The organism is Pseudobacillus sp. FSL P4-0506 (genome assembly GCF_038003025.1).
Classification (GTDB): domain Bacteria; phylum Bacillota; class Bacilli; order Bacillales; family Domibacillaceae; genus Pseudobacillus.
Genome location: NZ_JBBOOI010000001.1, coordinates 649,996 through 667,073 on the forward strand (window position 1 = coordinate 649,996; position 17,078 = coordinate 667,073).

The following is a 17,078-nucleotide window of genomic DNA, read 5'->3' on the forward strand; positions in this document are numbered from 1 at the left end:
AAAAGGAGTGGGAGAATGGAAAGAAAACTCAATAAGCAAATGGCAATTGAGAAGGTAAACGAGCATTTTTGTGTAGTGAGGGAAGACAAAGGGGATAAAAAGAATATCGAGTTATGTTTTTACTCTCTAGTTGATGCGTTATCGTATGCTTCGGAACGCAACTACGCTTAAATATAAAACTTCACATCCTATTGAAAGCCTGCAGAAGAAAGCTCTGCAGGCTTTCAGGCTGTTGGTCGTGCTTATTCAATCATTATATGGGGAGGTTTTTTTCTTCTTGTGGAAAGAGCTAGAATGTAATTTCTTCTACATAATCTTTCATTTATGAAATCTTTCTTTTCATAAATGAAAGATTTTTTCTTTTTAAGAAGTTAAACAACCTTATAAACGTTTAAAAAATTAGAATATTCCGTTTTTAAAAAGCTGGTATGAATGTTGCATTTACTAATATGTATGGAAGAGTAGGAAATTAAGTGAGTGAGGTGAAGCGAATTGACCCGTTACGAGTATGGCGGTGATGAGTTTATTTTTGTGGAATTATCTGAATCTATGAGTCTAGAAGTAAACTTTCAGGCGATGGCTATTACAAAGCAACTGAAAGAAGAAAAATTACAAGGGATACTGGACATTTGTCCTTCTAATGCTTCGTATATGATCCGATTTAAACCGGAAGAGATTCACCCTAATCAATTGATTTCAAAATTGAAAGAACTTGAACACTCTGTGTCGGTCGATGATTTTAATATTTCTTCAAGAGTGGTAGATGTGCCCATTTTATTTGATGATCCTTGGACCAATGAAGCATTGATGCGCTTTAGAGACCGTCATCAAGATCCATCTTCGACTGACCTAGAGTACGCAGCGCGGATTAATGGCTTTCATTCCAAAGAAGAGTTAATTAAAGCCATTACAGATTACCCTTATCTCGTATCAATGATCGGATTTGTGCCCGGCTTGCCATGGTGTTATCAAATGGTGCCGCGTGAGCAGCAGATTGAGGTGCCAAAATATGTTCGGCCGCGTACTTATACACCTGAGAGAGCCTTTGGATTTGGCGGCGCCTTTGCCGTTATTTATCCGGTGCAGGGGGCAGGTGGCTATCAATTGTTCGGCATTGCGGCAGCCCCGATCTACCAGAAGGAACAGCGGTTGTATGATTTCAAAGATTCCATGACGTTTCCGAGACAGGGAGACATTTTTAGGTATCGCAGCATCACAATGGAGGAATTCCAATCAATTGAAAAGCAAGTAGAGGACGGTACATTCCGCTACTTAACGAGAGAAATCACATTCAAGCCTCAACAAGTGCTGGAAAACCCAAAAGCATTTTCAGATGAGATTTTAGGGGGGTTGTACGCATGATTAAAGTGATTCAGCCCGGTTTACAAACAACTGTTCAGGATTACGGCAGAATTGGCTATTACGAGGTCGGCATGCCGCCATCCGGTGCTATGGATAAATACTCGTTCACTGCAGCTAATGTACTTGTAGGCAACAATGAAAATGCAGCGGCTCTTGAAATCACGTATATGGGACCTGTTCTTCAATTTCAACAAGAGGCCGTTATTGCATTGACAGGCGGTGAAATTCCGCCAAAAGTGAATGGACAGCCTGTCCCCATGTGGGAAACGCTAGCTGTAAAGGCGGGAGATGAGCTTTCCTTTGACTTTGTTAAGCAGGGAGCCCGCGTTTATTTAGCGGTAGCAGGCGGCATTGATGTGCCGTTCGTCATGGATTCCCGTTCTACTTATACTCTATGCGGAATTGGCGGTTTGGAGGGACGTCCGCTTCGGGCCGGCGATGAATTGAAGATTGGCAAGGATATCGATCATCAAGTGAAGGTAGGGACGCGTATACAAGATGAACTAATCCCGGTCTTTTCAAAAACAAATGAAATCCGAGTAGTCGTCGGCTTATGCAGTTATCGCCTGACCGAGGAAAGCAAGGAACGGTTCTTCTCACTTGATTGGACGGTTACAACAGAAGCGAACCGAGTCGGTTACCGTTTTAAAGGGGAACGATTGAACTTTGTAGAGCGAGAGCAGCCGTTTGGAGCTGGCAGCAATCCTTCCAATGTGGTGGATCTCGGTTATCCGATCGGATCCATCCAAGTACCGGACGGAGTGGAGCCGATTGCTCTATTAAATGACGCGGTAACAGGCGGAGGCTACGCGACAATTTGTACCATTATCAGCGCCGATTTAAACAAAATGGCCCAAATCAAAACAAATGAAAAAGTGCGCTTTGTCGCTGTCGACATTGAGGAAGCCTTGCGGGCGAGAAAAGAATACACAGACAAAGTGGCAAAAATAAAACAGCAATTACAACTGTTATAGGAGGAATGACAATGCCTGGCACAAAAAGTAAAGTTCTCTCACCTATTCCTGGAGTGTTCTATCGCAGACCGGCACCCGACAAGGAAGCATTTGTCAAAGAAGGGGCTGCCGTGAAGACTGGAGATGTACTCGGTTTAGTAGAAGTTATGAAAAATTACTACGAGATCAAAGCGGAAGCCGACGGTGTACTCGAAAGCTTCCTTGCAAATGAGGAAGATATTTTAGATGCAGGACAAGAGATTGCTATCATCGCAGTCCAATAACGAAGCCGGAACTTTAGCGGAGGAATCATATGTCATATTTTAATAAAGTACTTATCGCCAATAGAGGAGAAATTGCCAGGAGAGTCATTCGGACATGCCGCCAACTTGGCATCCAAACGGTTGCTGTCTATTCAGAAGCGGATGCTCAGGCACCATTTGTCAGTGAAGCATCGGAAGCGGTTTGCATTGGACCGGCTCAGGCTAAGAAAAGCTATCTAGATATAGAGAAAGTCATCCAGGCGGCTAAACAAACAACAGCCGATGCGATCCATCCTGGTTATGGGTTTTTATCGGAAAATCCGCTATTTGCTAAACGTTGTAAAGAGGAGAATATCGTATTCATCGGCCCTGAAGCTGACGTAATGGAGACGATGGGATCGAAAGTGGAAGCAAGAGCACATATGCAAAAAGCAGGAGTTCCGGTTGTTCCTGGATCATCCGGAAAAATCGAATCTTTAGAAGAAGCCTTAGCCATTGCGGATAACTTGGGCTACCCACTCATGCTCAAGGCGAGCGCCGGCGGAGGCGGAATCGGCATGCAGCTTGCCCACAATCAAGAGGAGCTGGAGAAAGCCTTTCATTCGACCATACAAAAAGCTGAATCGTTCTTTAACGATGGAACGGTCTTTCTTGAAAAGTGGATTGCCGATCCGCGGCATATTGAGGTGCAAATAGCAGCCGACCGTCACGGAAATGTTGTCCATTTGTATGAGAGAGAATGTTCTGTTCAGCGCAGAAATCAAAAAGTAGTTGAAGAAAGCCCCTCCCCATTTTTGGATGCTTCCCTTAGAAATCAGTTGTTGGAGGCCGCTGTACGTGGAGTAAAGGAAATTGGCTATACAAATGTCGGCACGATGGAATTCATCTTTGACAGCGATAGGAACTTTTACTTCCTGGAAATGAACACACGGCTACAGGTAGAGCATCCGGTAACGGAAGAAATCACCGGCATTGATTTAGTTGAATGGCAGCTGAGAATAGCGGCCGGGCAGGAGCTTCCTCTTCAGCAGGAACAAATTAACAAAGCGGGCCATGCTATTGAGTGCCGGCTTTATGCGGAGGACCCGAAAACATTTTTTCCGTCTCCAGGGACAATTGAACAGCTGAAGCTGCCTGACAAAGACATAAGACTGGACTTTAGCATCGTAGAAGGAAGTATTGTTTCCCCATTTTATGATCCTATGATCGGCAAATTGATCGTCCACGGAGCAAACCGTGTAGAAGCAATTGAGAAGATGAGACAAGCATTGGCGCAAGTAGAAATCCACGGGTTAAAAACGAACCTTGCTCTCTTGGCTTCCATTATGGAAAATGAGCAATTTGAGAGTGGAGATTACACAACACAGTTTTTAGAGAAAAAAGAGATTTTGTCTTGAGAGGTGAACAGGATGCATAAGGTCGACTTGAACTGTGATATGGGAGAGAGCTTCGGGCTATATGAGCTGGGAAATGATGAAGAAATGATGCAGTATATTACCTCCGCCAATATTGCTTGCGGTTTTCATGGCGGGGACCCTCACGTTATGCGAAAGACGGTAGAGCTTGCCAAAAAGTATGACGTAGGCATTGGAGCGCATCCTGCATTTCCAGACCTGTTGGGTTTTGGCCGCCGATACATGACTTGCACAGCCGACGAGGTAAAAGATTACGTGACGTACCAATTAGGGGCCTTGCGGGAGTTTTGCCGGGCATCAGGTGTGAAAGTTCAGCATTGCAAACCACATGGTGCACTTTTCATGAAAGCCATGGAAGACAAACCCTTAGCCCGTGCCATTCTTGAAGCTATCCATGAAGCAGATCAAGAGATGATTATTTTTGCCTTCAATCAATCGGAAGTATATGAAGAAGCACTGAAGATGGGCGTACCGGTAGCCAAGGAAGCTTATTCAGATCGCGAGCATACGGAAAGCGGCTCTATCGTCCTTACAAGAAGAGGAGCGGAAATTACCGATTATGAAGCGATGGCGAACCGTGTTGTCCGGATGGTGAAAGGAGAGAGAGTCGTTACTTACGATGGTAAAGACGTGTCGATTCAGGCGGAAACCATTTGTATTCATGGAGATACACCGGGAGCCCCAGTCTTGGCAAAAGCCATTGTCACTGCTTTAAAAGCGGGCGGCGTAGAAATCGCTCCTATTAAAAACATCATCAGGTAACCAATTAACTGAATATTAAAAAAGAGAGGGGAATGCACAGTTGAATATTGAACATTCATATACTTTTAAAGGCGTTTCGAGAGAACTTCTATGGAAAACACTCCAAAATAAGGAGGCATTGCAAAGGGCGCTTCCAGGCTGTCAATCATTCAAGGAAGTGGAAGATAATGTGTTTGATGCCGAACTTGGCATGAACATTGGGCCAATTAAAGGAATGTTTACAGGGGTTGTTCGCCAGGTGGATATTCATGAGCCAGAATCTTACCGCCTGCTTCTTGATGGAAAAGGCAAGCCGGGGGAGATAGATGCCGATGCCCAAATGAAATTGGAGGAATCTACTGAGGGAACAACACTTACTTGTCAGGCAGAAGTGAAAGTGACCGGCATCCTTGCTTCTATGGGACAACGCGTGATGGGCGGAGTAGCAAAGGTGATATTGGGACAATTTTTCAAAGACATTGAAAAAGAAACAAAGGAAATAGCCAAGCTTTAATCTTGATATTATGCAGGGGGTGCAAACATGGCAATTGAAAATCGGAAAGTGACAGTTCTTGTTAACGGGCAGGAGAAAAGTGCGGAAGTAGAACCGCGCAAATTACTCGTTCATTATCTTCGTGATGATCTTGGCTTGACAGGCACACACATTGGCTGTGATACGAGCCAATGCGGGGCTTGCACGATTACGGTCAATGGCGATGCAGTAAAGTCATGTACGATGCTGGCTGTACAGGCAGACGGCGCGGAAGTGACAACGGTTGAGGGCTTGGGAACGGTCAGTAATCTGCATCCAATGCAGCAAAGCTTTTGGGAAGAGCACGGACTGCAATGCGGTTATTGTACACCAGGTGTCATGATGGCTATGATCGGCCTGCTGAAAGAAAATCCAAATCCAACAGAAGAAGAAATTCGTGAAGGAATGGAAGGTGTGATCTGCCGCTGCACTGGCTATCAGTTTATCGTAAGTGCTGTGCAAAAGGCCGCCAAGATCATGGCGGAAGCGGCCGCTAAAAATGATCAGACAGTCATTGCTAGTCAATTAGTAGGGGAGGGGACCCATAATGGCTAATGTAGTTGGCACTCCTTTAAAGAGAAAAGAAGATCCGCGCTTGTTAACAGGAAATGGCCGTTTTTCCGATGATATTCAATTGCCGGGCATGCTGCATGCAGCGATTTTGCGAAGCCCACATGCTCATGCAAAAATAAAAAAAATCAATGTAGAGGAAGCGCTGAGTTCTCCTCAAGTGGTTGCTGTATATACAGGGAAAGACTTGGAGGGGAAAATCGGGCCAATCCCTTCCTCCTGGCTAGTGCCTGATTGTAATTTGAAGGAAGCGCCGCAATATCCACTTGCTATTGATTATGTACGCTATGTTGGAGATGGAGTAGCCTTAATTATCGCTGATGACCGCTATGCTCTGCGGGATGCTCTTGACTTAATCGATGTGGAATATGAAGTGCTGCCAGCTGCCGTTCGTCAAAAAGAAGCCATGCAGGAAGGCGCGCCGCTCGTTCATAGTGACATTGAAAACAATATTGCTCTGCACTGGAAAGCTGGAGAAGTACCAGAAGAGGTGATTGAGAATGCAGAAGTTGTGGTACGCGAAAGCTTCTATGTTCAGCGTGTATTTCCAAGTCCAATCGAAACGAGAGCGGCCATTGGGCAATATGATCCGGGCAGTGAGGAGCTGACCTTATGGTGTACATCCCAGAACCCTCACATTCACCGTATGGTCTTATCAGGAGTGCTCGGCATTTCCGAAGCGAAGCTTAGAGTCATTGCCCCTGATATGGGAGGAGGCTTCGGTGGCAAAATTGGCGTCTATCCGGATGAAGCCTTAATTGGTTATGCCGCCCGCGATCTGGGCCGGCCGATTAAGTGGATTGAGCAGCGGAGCGAGCACTTTACGGCTTCCAACGCCGGCCGTGATGAAATCATTGATGTTGAGCTAGCAGGAAAACGTGATGGCACGCTGACGGCTATTCGTGTGAGAAACACAGCTAATTTAGGCGCGTATTTATCCACCATGGGTCCTGGAGTGTCAACGATTGACTTTGGTTTAATGATCACAGGTGCTTATGATATTCCCCATGCTTCCTGTGAAACGTTTGGTGTATACACGAACACAACGCCGACGGACGCATACAGAGGAGCGGGAAAACCAGAGGCAACGTATCAAATTGAGAGGATTATTGATTTGTATGCACGTGAAATCGGGATGGACCCTGTTGAACTGCGAAGAAAGAACTTTGTCCGTAAAGAGGCCTTCCCTTACACGAACGCTCAGGGACTCATCTATGATAGCGGAGATTATGAGAAACCACTCCAGAAAGCCCTCGAGATAGTGAACTATCAGCAGCTGCGCCAGGAACAGGAGGAGCTTCGTAAACAAGGCAAATTAATCGGCATTGGGTTCTCTACTTATGTAGAGTTATGCGGGTTTGGCCCGTCCAAAGTAGCCGGAGCCATCGGCTTCCAGGGCGGTGTGTGGGAAAATTCTACAGTGCGCGTGCATCCTTCGGGCAAGGTAACTGTTTATTCAGGCACTTCCCCGCATGGACAGGGACATGCCACGACTTTCGGCCAAATTGTGGCTGATAAGCTCGGAGTTCCGATGGAGGATATTGAGCTGATATTCAGTGATACGAGAGCCATTTCCATGAGCTGGGGCACATATGGTTCCCGTTCTACTGCCGTCGGAGGAGCAGCAGTGGCGATTGCCGCCGATCGCGTCGTTGAAAAAGCAAAGAAGATTGCTGCTCATGAACTGGAAGCAGCAGTGGAAGACATTGCTTTTGAAAACGGTGTTTTTCAAGTAAAAGGAGTGCCGGGGCAGCAGCGTACATTTCAGGAGGTTGCAAAGTCAGCCAATATGGCGTGGAACTTGCCAGAAGGCATGGAGCCGTCTCTTGAAGCACAATCGTTCTTTGACCCTGAGAACTTTGTCTATCCTTTCGGCACACATATTGTGGTCGTGGAAGTGGATAAGGCTACAGGAGAAATCCAATTGAAGCGCTATATTTGTGTAGATGACGTCGGGCGTGTGATTAATCCGCTCACAGCGGAAGGACAAGTCCATGGCGGCATTGCCCAAGGGGTCGGTCAGGCTCTCTGGGAAGGGGCTATTTACAGCAAAGAAGGGCAGCTCTTATCGGGCACATTGATGGATTACACATTGCCAAAAGCCCGTTTCTTCCCTCACATTGAATCTTCATTTACAGAAACACCGTCACCGGTGAATCCGCTCGGCGCCAAAGGAGTAGGGGAGACAGGAACGACTGCCTCTATTCCGGCAGTAATGAATGCGGTTATGGACGCGCTGAAGCCATATGGAGTGAAAGATATTGACATGCCGCTTACTCCGGAAAAAGTGTGGCGGGCGATTCAAAAAGGGGAGGGAAACTGATTGATACCTGTTAAATTTGATTATGTTCATGCTGAAACAGTTGACCAGGCTATTAAGCTGATGCAAGAAAGCAACGGAGAAGGCAAAATCATTGCCGGCGGGCACAGCCTGCTGCCGCTCATGAAATTCAGGCTGACTGAACCGGGCATTCTAATTGATATTAGCCGGATCGATCAGTTGAAAGAAGTGAGAAAAGAAGGGGATCGGATTGTTGTCGGGGCTTTGGTGACTCACCATGCTGCTTCGAAGCACCCGCTCATTAAAGAGCATGTTCCAGTTCTGGCGGATACAGTCAGCCAAATCGGCGATTTGCAAATACGCAATCGGGGTACCATTGGCGGCAACCTTGCCCACGCTGATCCGGCTGCCGATTTGCCTGCTGCTGCTTTTGCCTTAGAGGCAGAAATGATTATCCAGGGAGAAGACGGAGAGGAAAGGATGGGCATTGACAGTTTTGTCATCGGACCGCTTATTACGATGCTACCAGAGAACAGCCTTGTCACGGGTGTTTCATTCGCAATTCCGCCATCTCATACGAAATCTGTTTACCTGAAATATTTTCATCCGGCCTCCGGCTATCCAGTAGTAGGGGTAGCGGCCGTAGCAGGAACAGATAAGAATGGAGCAATTGATTATATCCGTGTAAGCATTACCGGCGTCGGTGATGTAGCTTTTCGAGCAGCATCCGTTGAACAGACATTATTAGGGCAAAAACCGTCGGAAAAAATGATTCGGGAAGCAGCTAGGCTTGCTGCTGAAGAAGGGGAAATGGGAAGTGACTTATTTGCTTCTGCCGAGTATCGGGAAAACTTATGCAAGGTTTATACGGAACGGGCATTAAGCTCTATCCTTTTATAATTATTTGAATAGATGAAAAAACAGGGACCGGTTCTCCAGTGAACAGGCCCCTGTATTTTCTTTCTATTCCTGCCATAAAGGACAGACAGGGGGGATTATCATCAATAGCAGCAGGCAATCGATAGAAAGTATTTTTCTTCAAAACGGCTATGTAACAGATCAACCGGTAGCAGCCGCTTTGCATCTTGCACAGGTACTGCAAAAGCCATTGCTCATCGAAGGACCGGCTGGAGTTGGAAAAACGGAAATGGCGAAAGTACTGGCCCAATCATTGAATACACGGCTAATCCGCCTGCAGTGTTATGAAGGTCTCGATGTTGCCAATGCATTATATGAATGGAACTATGCAAAGCAAATGCTTCATATCCGCATGTTGGAGAACAGTGGGGTTGGATTGGCCGAAAAGGAAGCAGCTATTTTTAGCGATTCTTTTTTATTAGCTCGCCCATTGCTCCAGGCTTTGACAGAAGAAAAGGCATCTCCGGTCCTGTTAATCGATGAAGTAGATCGAGCAGATGAAGAGTTTGAAGCTTTTCTTTTAGAAGCCTTGGCAGAATTTCAGATTACTATTCCGGAGATTGGCACGATCCAGGCCAAACACCGCCCGTATGTCATTCTGACATCGAACCGAACACGAGAGCTGAGTGATGCTTTAAGGAGAAGATGCTTGTATCAATGGATAGATTACCCTGATTTTGAGAAAGAAGCAGCCATTCTCCAGGCCAGGCTGCCTGCCATTAATAAACAGCTCGCTCGCCAGATCGCTCATATGATGAAAAAGATTCGGCAAATGCCATTGCAGAAAGTACCCGGTGTCGCAGAAAGCCTTGATTGGGCGGAAGCGCTTATGCTGCTTCATCGCAGCGAACTGAACGAGGAAACGGTTCAAGAAACGCTCGGCTGTTTTGTGAAGGACCGGGAAGATTGGGAAATGGTTCATGAGGCAGTAGAAAACGGAGTTCTTTTGCGCTCACAATTTTAAACCGTTCAAATAAGGAGCAGATGTATGAAATGAGCAACCTTTCGGAGCATGTATTATCCTTTTGCCGTTATTTGCGGTCGCAAGACTTCTTAATTGGATTAAAGGAAACGGAAGACAGTCTGAGGGCATTGGAAGCTATTGATATCGGTGAACATGAGCAATTCAGGTTAGCGCTAAAAATTGTTCTTTGTTCAAGCCGGGAAGAGCAGTTTGTTTTTGACCGGGCCTTTCCCTTATTTTTTGCGAATCACTTCAGCAATCAGTCCCTTGTTCCCTTTTTGTCTACCGACAAGCAAGTAGATGGAAGGCTGAATGCGGGCACGGCACGGGAACAAGTAGAAGAACGTTCAGAGAAAGCAGCGGAAATGGGTGACACAGACGCAAAGGAGAATCATTCAGTGGAAAGCGCTGTTGCAAATGGGAAGGATGAATCAGAAAAAGCGGAGAAAGAGTACAGAAAGGCATTCAGATGGTTTGCCGCTCATGCGATCAATAAGCGCCCTCGGGAGCGGAAAGTACCCATTTCATCAAGCCAGCTTTATCACATGGAGAAAGCGGCACAAAGGTTTGTTCGCCGGATACAGATTAAGCAGTCGCGGCGATTCGCGGCAATGAAGAAAGGTCGAAAGTTTGATGAACGGAGAACATTACGAAACAGCTTGCAAACAGGGGGGGTTCCAGCTGCCCCTGTTTGGAAGGGCCGTAAAAAAGTAAAAGCTAAATTTGTCCTGTTGTGCGATGGGAGCCGTTCCATGGCAGCTTATACCGATCAGTTTTTGCAGTTTGCATACGCGATGACGGAGTGTACCCGTCATGTGGAAGTGTTTCTCTTTTCAACAGAGCTGAAAAGAGTCACATCGCAATTAAAAAAAGGCAGAGGCGGACAACTGCCGGTGCTAACTGTATTTGAAAATGAGTGGGGAGGAGGAACGCGCATTGGCGAATCGCTTTGTTCATTTGTGCAACAATATGGTTCTCAGATGCTGCGGAAGGAAACGGTCATTATGGTTGTAAGCGACGGGCTTGATTCAGGTAATATTGTCAACTTGCCTTGGGCAATGAAGGAGATGAAGCAAAGGACTTCCGCTGTTATTTGGCTGAATCCGCTGTTAAATATTACTGGATATCAACCGGAAGCAAGAGGAATGAAAGCGGCGCTTCCTTATATTGATGTCTTCTCAGAAGCGCAAAATCCTGAGTCATTTCAAAAATTATCTCGAACGATCACGATCCGGAGGTGAAGGCGATGTCGGAAAATAGATTAGTGATGGAAGCGGTTCATGAAGCTCGAAAAGCTGGACGAAAAGCGGCGCTAGCTACTGTTGTTCGTGTGTTTGGCTCTGCTTATCGTCGAGAAGGGGCGAAAATGCTGGTTGATGAACAGGAAAATATAACAGGAATGATCTCGGGAGGATGTTTGGAAGCAGATGTTGCAGAAACAGCAAAGAAGGTAATAGAAACAGGTAGGCCCATATTAAAAACATATGCCATGGATGAGGATGTTGTTTGGGGTCTTGGTCTCGGCTGTCCGGGCACGGTAGAAATACACATTGAACTAGTATCTGGTCAGCAGCCTGTTCTTAGTGCCTGGCTTGATTGTATAAGAAAAGAGCAGGAAGGAATACTGGCCACGATTTTGCCAGGCGGCAAGAATGAAAAGGTGCATCGCCTATTTATCCCGAAGGAGGGTCAGCCGGTTGGAACACTGGGTGATTCGAGATTAGATTGGCAAGCAAGTAATATAGCGCTCCGAAAGTTAAGTGAATCAAATCCGAAATCGGAAACTCTTATAATTGAAAGTGCAGATCAAAGGGAAGACCACGTGTTTGTTGATGTGTATATCCCGCCATTAAAGCTGATGATTTTTGGAGCGGGGCATGATGCGATACCTGTGGCTCGATACGGAGTTTCACTAGGATTTGATACAATTGTGATTGATCAGCGTTCCTTTTATAACAGCGAGGAAAGGTTTCCTGGCACAAGGCGAATTGTTGCAGACACGACGAGATTCGCAGAAACGGTTCATATTGATAGCCGAACATATATTGTAGTAATGAACCATCATCTTGAAAGAGACCAAGAAACGCTAAAATTTGTCTTGCCCTCAGCATCTCCATATATAGGCGTACTTGGACCTCGTTCCCGGCGAATTCGCATGCTAGAGGCAATTGAAAAGGAAGGTAGCTCGTTTGAGAATAGCCAGCTTCAGAGGATGTACAGCCCGATCGGTCTCGACATTGGCGCCGCCACTCCTGAAGAAATTGCAATTAGTATTTTAGGGGAAATTGTCGCCATTAAAAACGGACATACAGGAGGGTTCCTCCAAAATTCTGAATACATCCACCAGTTCGCAAAATCTTAATGATTGCTAGAAAAAGGCGGGAGAAACATGACTGAAAATGTATACGCAGTAATTTTAGCTGCTGGAATGTCTTCAAGGATGGGCGAAGCAAAGCAGTTGCTTCCGCTTGGAGAACGCTCTATTTTACAGCATGTCATTGACCGAGTGCTAAAGGGAAAATTCACTAAAGTCTTGGCAGTAATTGGTCATGAAGCTGCCGCTGTTCAAAAAACGATTCATATTGAAGACAAAAGGTTCGAATGGGTCGTCAATAAGGATTACCAATTAGGCCAAAGCACCTCGTTAAAGACCGGGCTTCAACAACTTGCCCTGTCACAAGTGAATGTGATGATTTTCCTTGGCGATCTCCCATTTATATCAGAACAGACCATACATGCTATTTATGAAAGTGGTTTAAAAATGCTCGACGAACATACAGAGCCATTTATGGTTCGCCCGGTATACCAAAGTATTCCCGGGCATCCAGTATTTTTGGGAAGGATTCATGAAGAGTTGTTTTCAAGAATGACTGGTGACCAGGGGGCAAAATCAATGCTTGAGAGCTTCTCTTATAAAGAGCGAGTGCCAGTAGAAGATGAAGGGATTATCATAGATATCGATACTCCAGAAGCCTATCAAGAAGCGAAAAAGCAAAATAATAAACTGAAAATTTAAAATAGATAGTATACTATAAGGGATAAAAGGTGCTTTTTTGTTGTGACAGGAGGGGTACGTTGATTATTTGGAAAGATATTCTCAAGCCAATTGGTGTAGTGGTCGATACGGAAAGCACATTAGAAACTGTTATTCAACGGCTCACAGAAAATAAGGCCGACACAGCTTTTGTAAAAAGAGAAGGAACGCTTGTCGGTTACTGTACGATGCAGCACGTAATGGAACAAGTCGCACATTCAGGGCAGTTGCACGTTCCTATTTCCTATAAGAGCGATATATTGAAAGTACCTCAGCTTTCTCCTGTTCAGTTTTCCCATAATATTTCGATGATTATCGGTGAGGATCTAAACAGAGAAATAGTTGGCTATATTGCCGTCGGAGAGGCAAAAAGCAAAATTAACGAGCTGGAGCTAATACAATTAAATCAGCTGCTGCATGGCTCGGGAGTGGGCATTATTAGAACAAATATTCATTATGAGATCGAATTTATTAATGAAACAGCAGAAAAGATCTTAGGAATGCCTAGCTCATTTTTACTGTTTCGAAATTATAAAACACTGCTAACAGTCGATAAAGACCTCGATCGGGTGATGAACGGAGAAACACTTGTCAGCTTAAATAGCTCAATTAATTTTAAACAAATGAGCGGGAATTTCTACCCGCTCAGGATTAATGGAAAAATAACTGGTCTTGTACATATGTTTTTTTTGCGCGAAGTATTTGAGGAGGCTGTGCAGGAGCTGGACTTTGTCCGCAATTTATACTCTGATCTCCAGGCGGTCTATTCTTCTTCACAAGAGCAAATTCTCGTGATCGATGAGAACGGAAAGATCATCCGTGTAGCTGGTCTCTTTTTAAGCAATTTCTGGAAAGTAGACAAGCCGGAAAGAATTATCGGCAAGTATATCAGTGAGTTTACAGCGAAAAATATTTTTCAGCCGGATGTGTTCAAGTTATGCATTAATCAAAAGAAAAAGGTAACGGCACTTCAGGAGGCAACTGGAGGGAGAAGGATATGGTCTGTGGCTACTCCAGTATACCATGAGGGGAAGCTGGAAAAGGTAGTCATCCTGTCAAGAGATATCTCTTACAACCGGGACGAACGTTCCTTTTCTGAGAAAGCAGTCGGTGCAGATATAACTGATAAGCTTGCCTCTATTAACGTGCAAGGAAAAAAACTCGTGTACCGATCCCAAAAAATTGAAAACTTATTATCTGAAATGCAGCGGGTGGCACAGATGAATTCCACTGTTTTACTTGAAGGTGAATCTGGTGTCGGAAAGGAAGTATTTGCTCACAAGATCCACTCAGCAAGTACCAGGAAGGAGCAACCGTTTATCCGTGTGAATTGTGGGGCAATTCCAGAACAGCTAATTGAAAGTGAATTGTTTGGATACGAGAAAGGCGCCTTTACCGGGGCGGATAGAAATGGAAAGGCTGGTCTCTTTGAGATCGCCCATAACGGCACTATTTTTCTGGATGAAATTGGTGAATTGCCATTAACAATGCAGGTAAAACTGCTGCGGGTTTTACAAGAGAGAGAGATTACGAGAGTCGGGGGCACCCGCACGGTAGCAGTCGACGTAAGAGTCATTGCCGCTACTAATAAAAGCTTGCAGAAAATGGTCGAAGCAGGCGAGTTTAGAGAGGATTTATATTACCGGTTAAATGTCATTCCTTTTGAAATTCCGCCATTAAGGGCAAGGAAGGAAGATATTTTTCCGCTTGCTATCTTTTTTCTGGAACAATTCAAACGAATGTATGAAATTAAGAAGAGCTTTACACCCGAAGCAATTGAGGTGCTGGAAACATACGACTGGCCGGGAAATGTCCGAGAGCTTCAAAATATTATTGAAAGATTAATTGTGTTAAGTGAGGATGAATGGATTCAGCGAGAGAATGTCATTAAATCACTTTACGGCGATGGGCAGAAGAGAGAAAAGCCGCCATTCGTTTTTGAAATCATGCCATTGAAAGAAGCTGTAGAGAAGCTAGAGAATCAATTAATTATCCGGGGTATGCAGAAATACCGGACAGCTGCTAAATTATCGGAAGTACTCGGGGTAAGCCCGGCTACGATCAGCAGGCGGATGAAAAAGTTGAAAGAATAAAGAGGTGGAGCCGATTGTTTAACCTGCCCGAGACAAGTTTTCACTTTTGTGGAGACGAATACATTTATGCAGAAATTTCCCGCGATATGAGAGTGGAAAGTAATTTTAAAGCACTTGCTGTAACGGAAGAATTGAGGAAAAGAAATATTCCTGGAATTATTGATATTGTTTCATCCAACGCCTCTTATTTAGTACGGTATGATCCAGATGTTATCTCTGCAAGAGACCTCGTTGATTATTTAAAAGAAATTGATTTCTCTAAAAGTGATCCGACTACACTTGATTTATCTGTCCGGATGGTGGAAATTCCGATCTGGTATGACGATCCCATCACAAAAGAATATTCCCGCCGCTTTAGAAACCGCCATCAGGAGCCGAATCTCTCAAACTTTGATTATGTTATGAAATTAAATGGTTTTACCGAAAAAGAAGCTTTTATTGAAAGGCATTCAAGTGATCCTTATTTGATTACAATGGTCGGTTTTCTGCCTGGGACTGCCTGGCATTTCCCATTAGGGGTCAAGCCGGATGAAATTATTCAGGCCCCCAAATATAAGAGTCCGAGGACGGATACCCCAGAAAGAAGTGTAGCCATCGGCGGGGCCTTCAATGTTATTTATCCTGTGAAAGGGACGGGCAGCTACCAATTAATCGGTATGTCTGCTGTTCCGGTAGTCGACCTATCTAACCGACTAATAGATTTAAAGGATACTTCTTTTTTAGCAAGACCGGGGGATGTTTGGAAATATAGACCGGTCAATGAATCTGAATACACTGCGATTGAAGAGGAAGTAAAGAGCGGCCGTTATCGATACAAGATGAAAGATATTGATCTTTCTCCAATGGAATATATGGCAAAGGGGAAAACGTATATTTATGAATTAATGGGGGATTTTTAAATGATTAAAATTAAAAGCCCGGGTTTATGGACCACTGTACAAGACATGGGGCGGGTAGGGAATTATCATCTAGGTGTTCCGCCTTCAGGAGCGGCTGATAAATACTCATTTATCATTGGAAATCTTCTCGTCGGCAATCCAATTAAGTTTGCCGCATTGGAAATGACGTTGATCGGCGGGGAAATGGAATTTCGCAAAAACACGATTGTTGCTTTAACCGGGGCGCCGATGAAGGCTTATTTGAATCAGCAGCTCGTTCCGTTTTGGGAGACGATCCAAGTAAAGGAAGGGGACACTCTCACTATTAAGGAATGTGTCAAAGGGGTAAAAAGCTATCTCTGTGTATCAGGCGGCATTCAGGTGGATGAAGTGTTTGGCAGTAAATCTACCTATGAAACCAGTAAGATAGGAGGGTTTCAAGGGAGAAAACTGGCAGCCGGTGATGAAGTGATGATTAATGAACCGTTGCCGGGAGCGCTTAAGCAAGTTGGCAAATCAGTTCCTCTGGAATTCACTCCGTCGTTTGATTCTTTTCAGGAATTAAGAGTAACGCTGGGGTTGTCTGGCTATTTATTGAGCGATCAAGGACTAAAGGAGTTCTTAAATTCCGAATGGAAGGTCTCGCCTGAATCGAACCGTGTAGCTTATCGTTATACGGGAGCAAAAGTATCTTTAACCCAGCAAAACCCGCCGTTCGGTGCGGGCAATAGCTTTTCCAACGTAGTGGATTTTGCCTATCCAATTGGCTCCATTATGTTTCCTAATGAGGAAGAGCTTATTGTATTACATAATGATACCGCCACAGGTGGCGGCTTTGTCACGATTGGTACTGTTATCAGCCAAGACTTGGATCTGATTGCCCAGTCAAGGCCGCACTCATTCTGCCGCTTTATCGCTGTGACGATCGATCAGGCGATGGAGGCGCGCAAAGAGCGGCGAGAAAAGATCGATAAAATAGAAGCAATGATGAAAAGGTAAATAGCTTGTCAGGCACAGAGACCATGAATAGCAGGAGTTTAGCCTCTATTCATGGTTTTTATGTGTTGTGCAACG

17 protein-coding genes are annotated in these 17,078 nt (G+C 45.0%); all 17 read left to right on the top strand.

Annotation, left to right across the window (positions count from 1 at the left end):
- Positions 1-15 precede the first annotated feature (15 nt).
- The 17 genes from MKZ02_RS03285 (at position 16) to MKZ02_RS03365 (ending at position 17,003) form a co-directional block, all read left to right on the top strand.
- A complete protein-coding gene (locus tag MKZ02_RS03285; RefSeq protein WP_182917044.1) occupies positions 16-171 on the top strand; it encodes a hypothetical protein in 156 nt (51 codons plus the stop codon).
- 321 nt (positions 172-492) lie between these two features.
- Positions 493-1,362, top strand: a complete 870-nt coding sequence (locus MKZ02_RS03290; protein WP_340851845.1) for a 5-oxoprolinase subunit B family protein — start codon at positions 493-495, stop codon at positions 1,360-1,362.
- Positions 1,359-2,336: a 5-oxoprolinase subunit C family protein gene (locus tag MKZ02_RS03295; RefSeq protein ID WP_340851846.1), complete on the top strand. Its 978-nt coding sequence runs from the start codon at positions 1,359-1,361 to the stop codon at positions 2,334-2,336. The genes MKZ02_RS03290 and MKZ02_RS03295 overlap by 4 nt, the downstream gene beginning before the upstream one ends.
- Positions 2,337-2,347: 11 nt before the next feature.
- Entirely contained in the window at positions 2,348-2,599 is a 252-nt protein-coding gene (locus MKZ02_RS03300) for an acetyl-CoA carboxylase (protein ID WP_220702330.1), read from the top strand.
- Positions 2,600-2,628: 29 nt separating this feature from the next.
- Positions 2,629-3,975 carry an acetyl-CoA carboxylase biotin carboxylase subunit gene (locus MKZ02_RS03305; RefSeq protein ID WP_120035549.1) on the top strand — a complete coding sequence of 449 codons (1,347 nt, stop codon included), beginning with the start codon at positions 2,629-2,631 and terminating at the stop codon, positions 3,973-3,975.
- 12 nt (positions 3,976-3,987) lie between these two features.
- On the top strand, positions 3,988-4,755 hold the full coding sequence (locus tag MKZ02_RS03310) for a LamB/YcsF family protein (RefSeq protein WP_340851848.1): 768 nt from the start codon (positions 3,988-3,990) through the stop codon (positions 4,753-4,755).
- Between the two features lie 40 nt (positions 4,756-4,795).
- On the top strand, positions 4,796-5,248 hold the full coding sequence (locus tag MKZ02_RS03315) for a CoxG family protein (RefSeq protein WP_120035545.1): 453 nt from the start codon (positions 4,796-4,798) through the stop codon (positions 5,246-5,248).
- Positions 5,249-5,275: 27 nt separating this feature from the next.
- Positions 5,276-5,821, top strand: coding sequence for a (2Fe-2S)-binding protein (locus MKZ02_RS03320; RefSeq protein WP_120035543.1), 546 nt, complete (start codon positions 5,276-5,278; stop codon positions 5,819-5,821).
- Entirely contained in the window at positions 5,814-8,159 is a 2,346-nt protein-coding gene (locus MKZ02_RS03325) for a xanthine dehydrogenase family protein molybdopterin-binding subunit (protein ID WP_340851852.1), read from the top strand. Before MKZ02_RS03320 ends, MKZ02_RS03325 begins: the two co-directional genes overlap by 8 nt.
- Entirely contained in the window at positions 8,160-9,017 is an 858-nt protein-coding gene (locus MKZ02_RS03330; protein WP_120035539.1) for an FAD binding domain-containing protein, read from the top strand.
- Between the two features lie 178 nt (positions 9,018-9,195).
- The gene (locus MKZ02_RS03335; protein ID WP_259455647.1) at positions 9,196-9,999 is read left to right on the top strand and encodes an AAA family ATPase; all 804 of its coding nucleotides are present in this window, start codon (positions 9,196-9,198) and stop codon (positions 9,997-9,999) included.
- Between the two features lie 29 nt (positions 10,000-10,028).
- Positions 10,029-11,240, top strand: coding sequence for a vWA domain-containing protein (locus tag MKZ02_RS03340; RefSeq protein WP_340851853.1), 1,212 nt, complete (start codon positions 10,029-10,031; stop codon positions 11,238-11,240).
- A gap of 5 nt (positions 11,241-11,245) precedes the next feature.
- Positions 11,246-12,361, top strand: a complete 1,116-nt coding sequence (locus MKZ02_RS03345) for an XdhC family protein (protein ID WP_120035531.1) — start codon at positions 11,246-11,248, stop codon at positions 12,359-12,361.
- A 27-nt stretch (positions 12,362-12,388) separates the two neighbouring features.
- A complete protein-coding gene (locus MKZ02_RS03350; RefSeq protein WP_340851855.1) occupies positions 12,389-13,015 on the top strand; it encodes a nucleotidyltransferase family protein in 627 nt (208 codons plus the stop codon).
- Between the two features lie 59 nt (positions 13,016-13,074).
- Entirely contained in the window at positions 13,075-15,126 is a 2,052-nt protein-coding gene (locus MKZ02_RS03355; protein ID WP_340851856.1) for a sigma 54-interacting transcriptional regulator, read from the top strand.
- 14 nt (positions 15,127-15,140) lie between these two features.
- Positions 15,141-16,025, top strand: coding sequence for a 5-oxoprolinase subunit B family protein (locus MKZ02_RS03360; protein WP_340851857.1), 885 nt, complete (start codon positions 15,141-15,143; stop codon positions 16,023-16,025).
- Positions 16,026-17,003 carry a 5-oxoprolinase subunit C family protein gene (locus MKZ02_RS03365; RefSeq protein ID WP_340851858.1) on the top strand — a complete coding sequence of 326 codons (978 nt, stop codon included), beginning with the start codon at positions 16,026-16,028 and terminating at the stop codon, positions 17,001-17,003. It abuts the gene before it with no gap.
- Positions 17,004-17,078: the final 75 nt, after the last annotated feature.

What these genes read in the sequence shown, in the direction of transcription:
- MKZ02_RS03285 (WP_182917044.1), top strand. Translation starts at nt 16, where the DNA reads ATGGAAAGAAAACTCAATAAGCAAATGGCAATTGAGAAGGTAAACGAG.
- MKZ02_RS03295 (WP_340851846.1), top strand. Translation starts at nt 1,359, where the DNA reads ATGATTAAAGTGATTCAGCCCGGTTTACAAACAACTGTTCAGGATTAC.
- MKZ02_RS03300 (WP_220702330.1), top strand. Translation starts at nt 2,348, where the DNA reads ATGCCTGGCACAAAAAGTAAAGTTCTCTCACCTATTCCTGGAGTGTTC.
- MKZ02_RS03305 (WP_120035549.1), top strand. Translation starts at nt 2,629, where the DNA reads ATGTCATATTTTAATAAAGTACTTATCGCCAATAGAGGAGAAATTGCC.
- MKZ02_RS03310 (WP_340851848.1), top strand. Translation starts at nt 3,988, where the DNA reads ATGCATAAGGTCGACTTGAACTGTGATATGGGAGAGAGCTTCGGGCTA.
- MKZ02_RS03320 (WP_120035543.1), top strand. Translation starts at nt 5,276, where the DNA reads ATGGCAATTGAAAATCGGAAAGTGACAGTTCTTGTTAACGGGCAGGAG.
- MKZ02_RS03325 (WP_340851852.1), top strand. Translation starts at nt 5,814, where the DNA reads ATGGCTAATGTAGTTGGCACTCCTTTAAAGAGAAAAGAAGATCCGCGC.
- MKZ02_RS03340 (WP_340851853.1), top strand. Translation starts at nt 10,029, where the DNA reads ATGAGCAACCTTTCGGAGCATGTATTATCCTTTTGCCGTTATTTGCGG.
- MKZ02_RS03345 (WP_120035531.1), top strand. Translation starts at nt 11,246, where the DNA reads ATGTCGGAAAATAGATTAGTGATGGAAGCGGTTCATGAAGCTCGAAAA.
- MKZ02_RS03350 (WP_340851855.1), top strand. Translation starts at nt 12,389, where the DNA reads ATGACTGAAAATGTATACGCAGTAATTTTAGCTGCTGGAATGTCTTCA.
- MKZ02_RS03365 (WP_340851858.1), top strand. Translation starts at nt 16,026, where the DNA reads ATGATTAAAATTAAAAGCCCGGGTTTATGGACCACTGTACAAGACATG.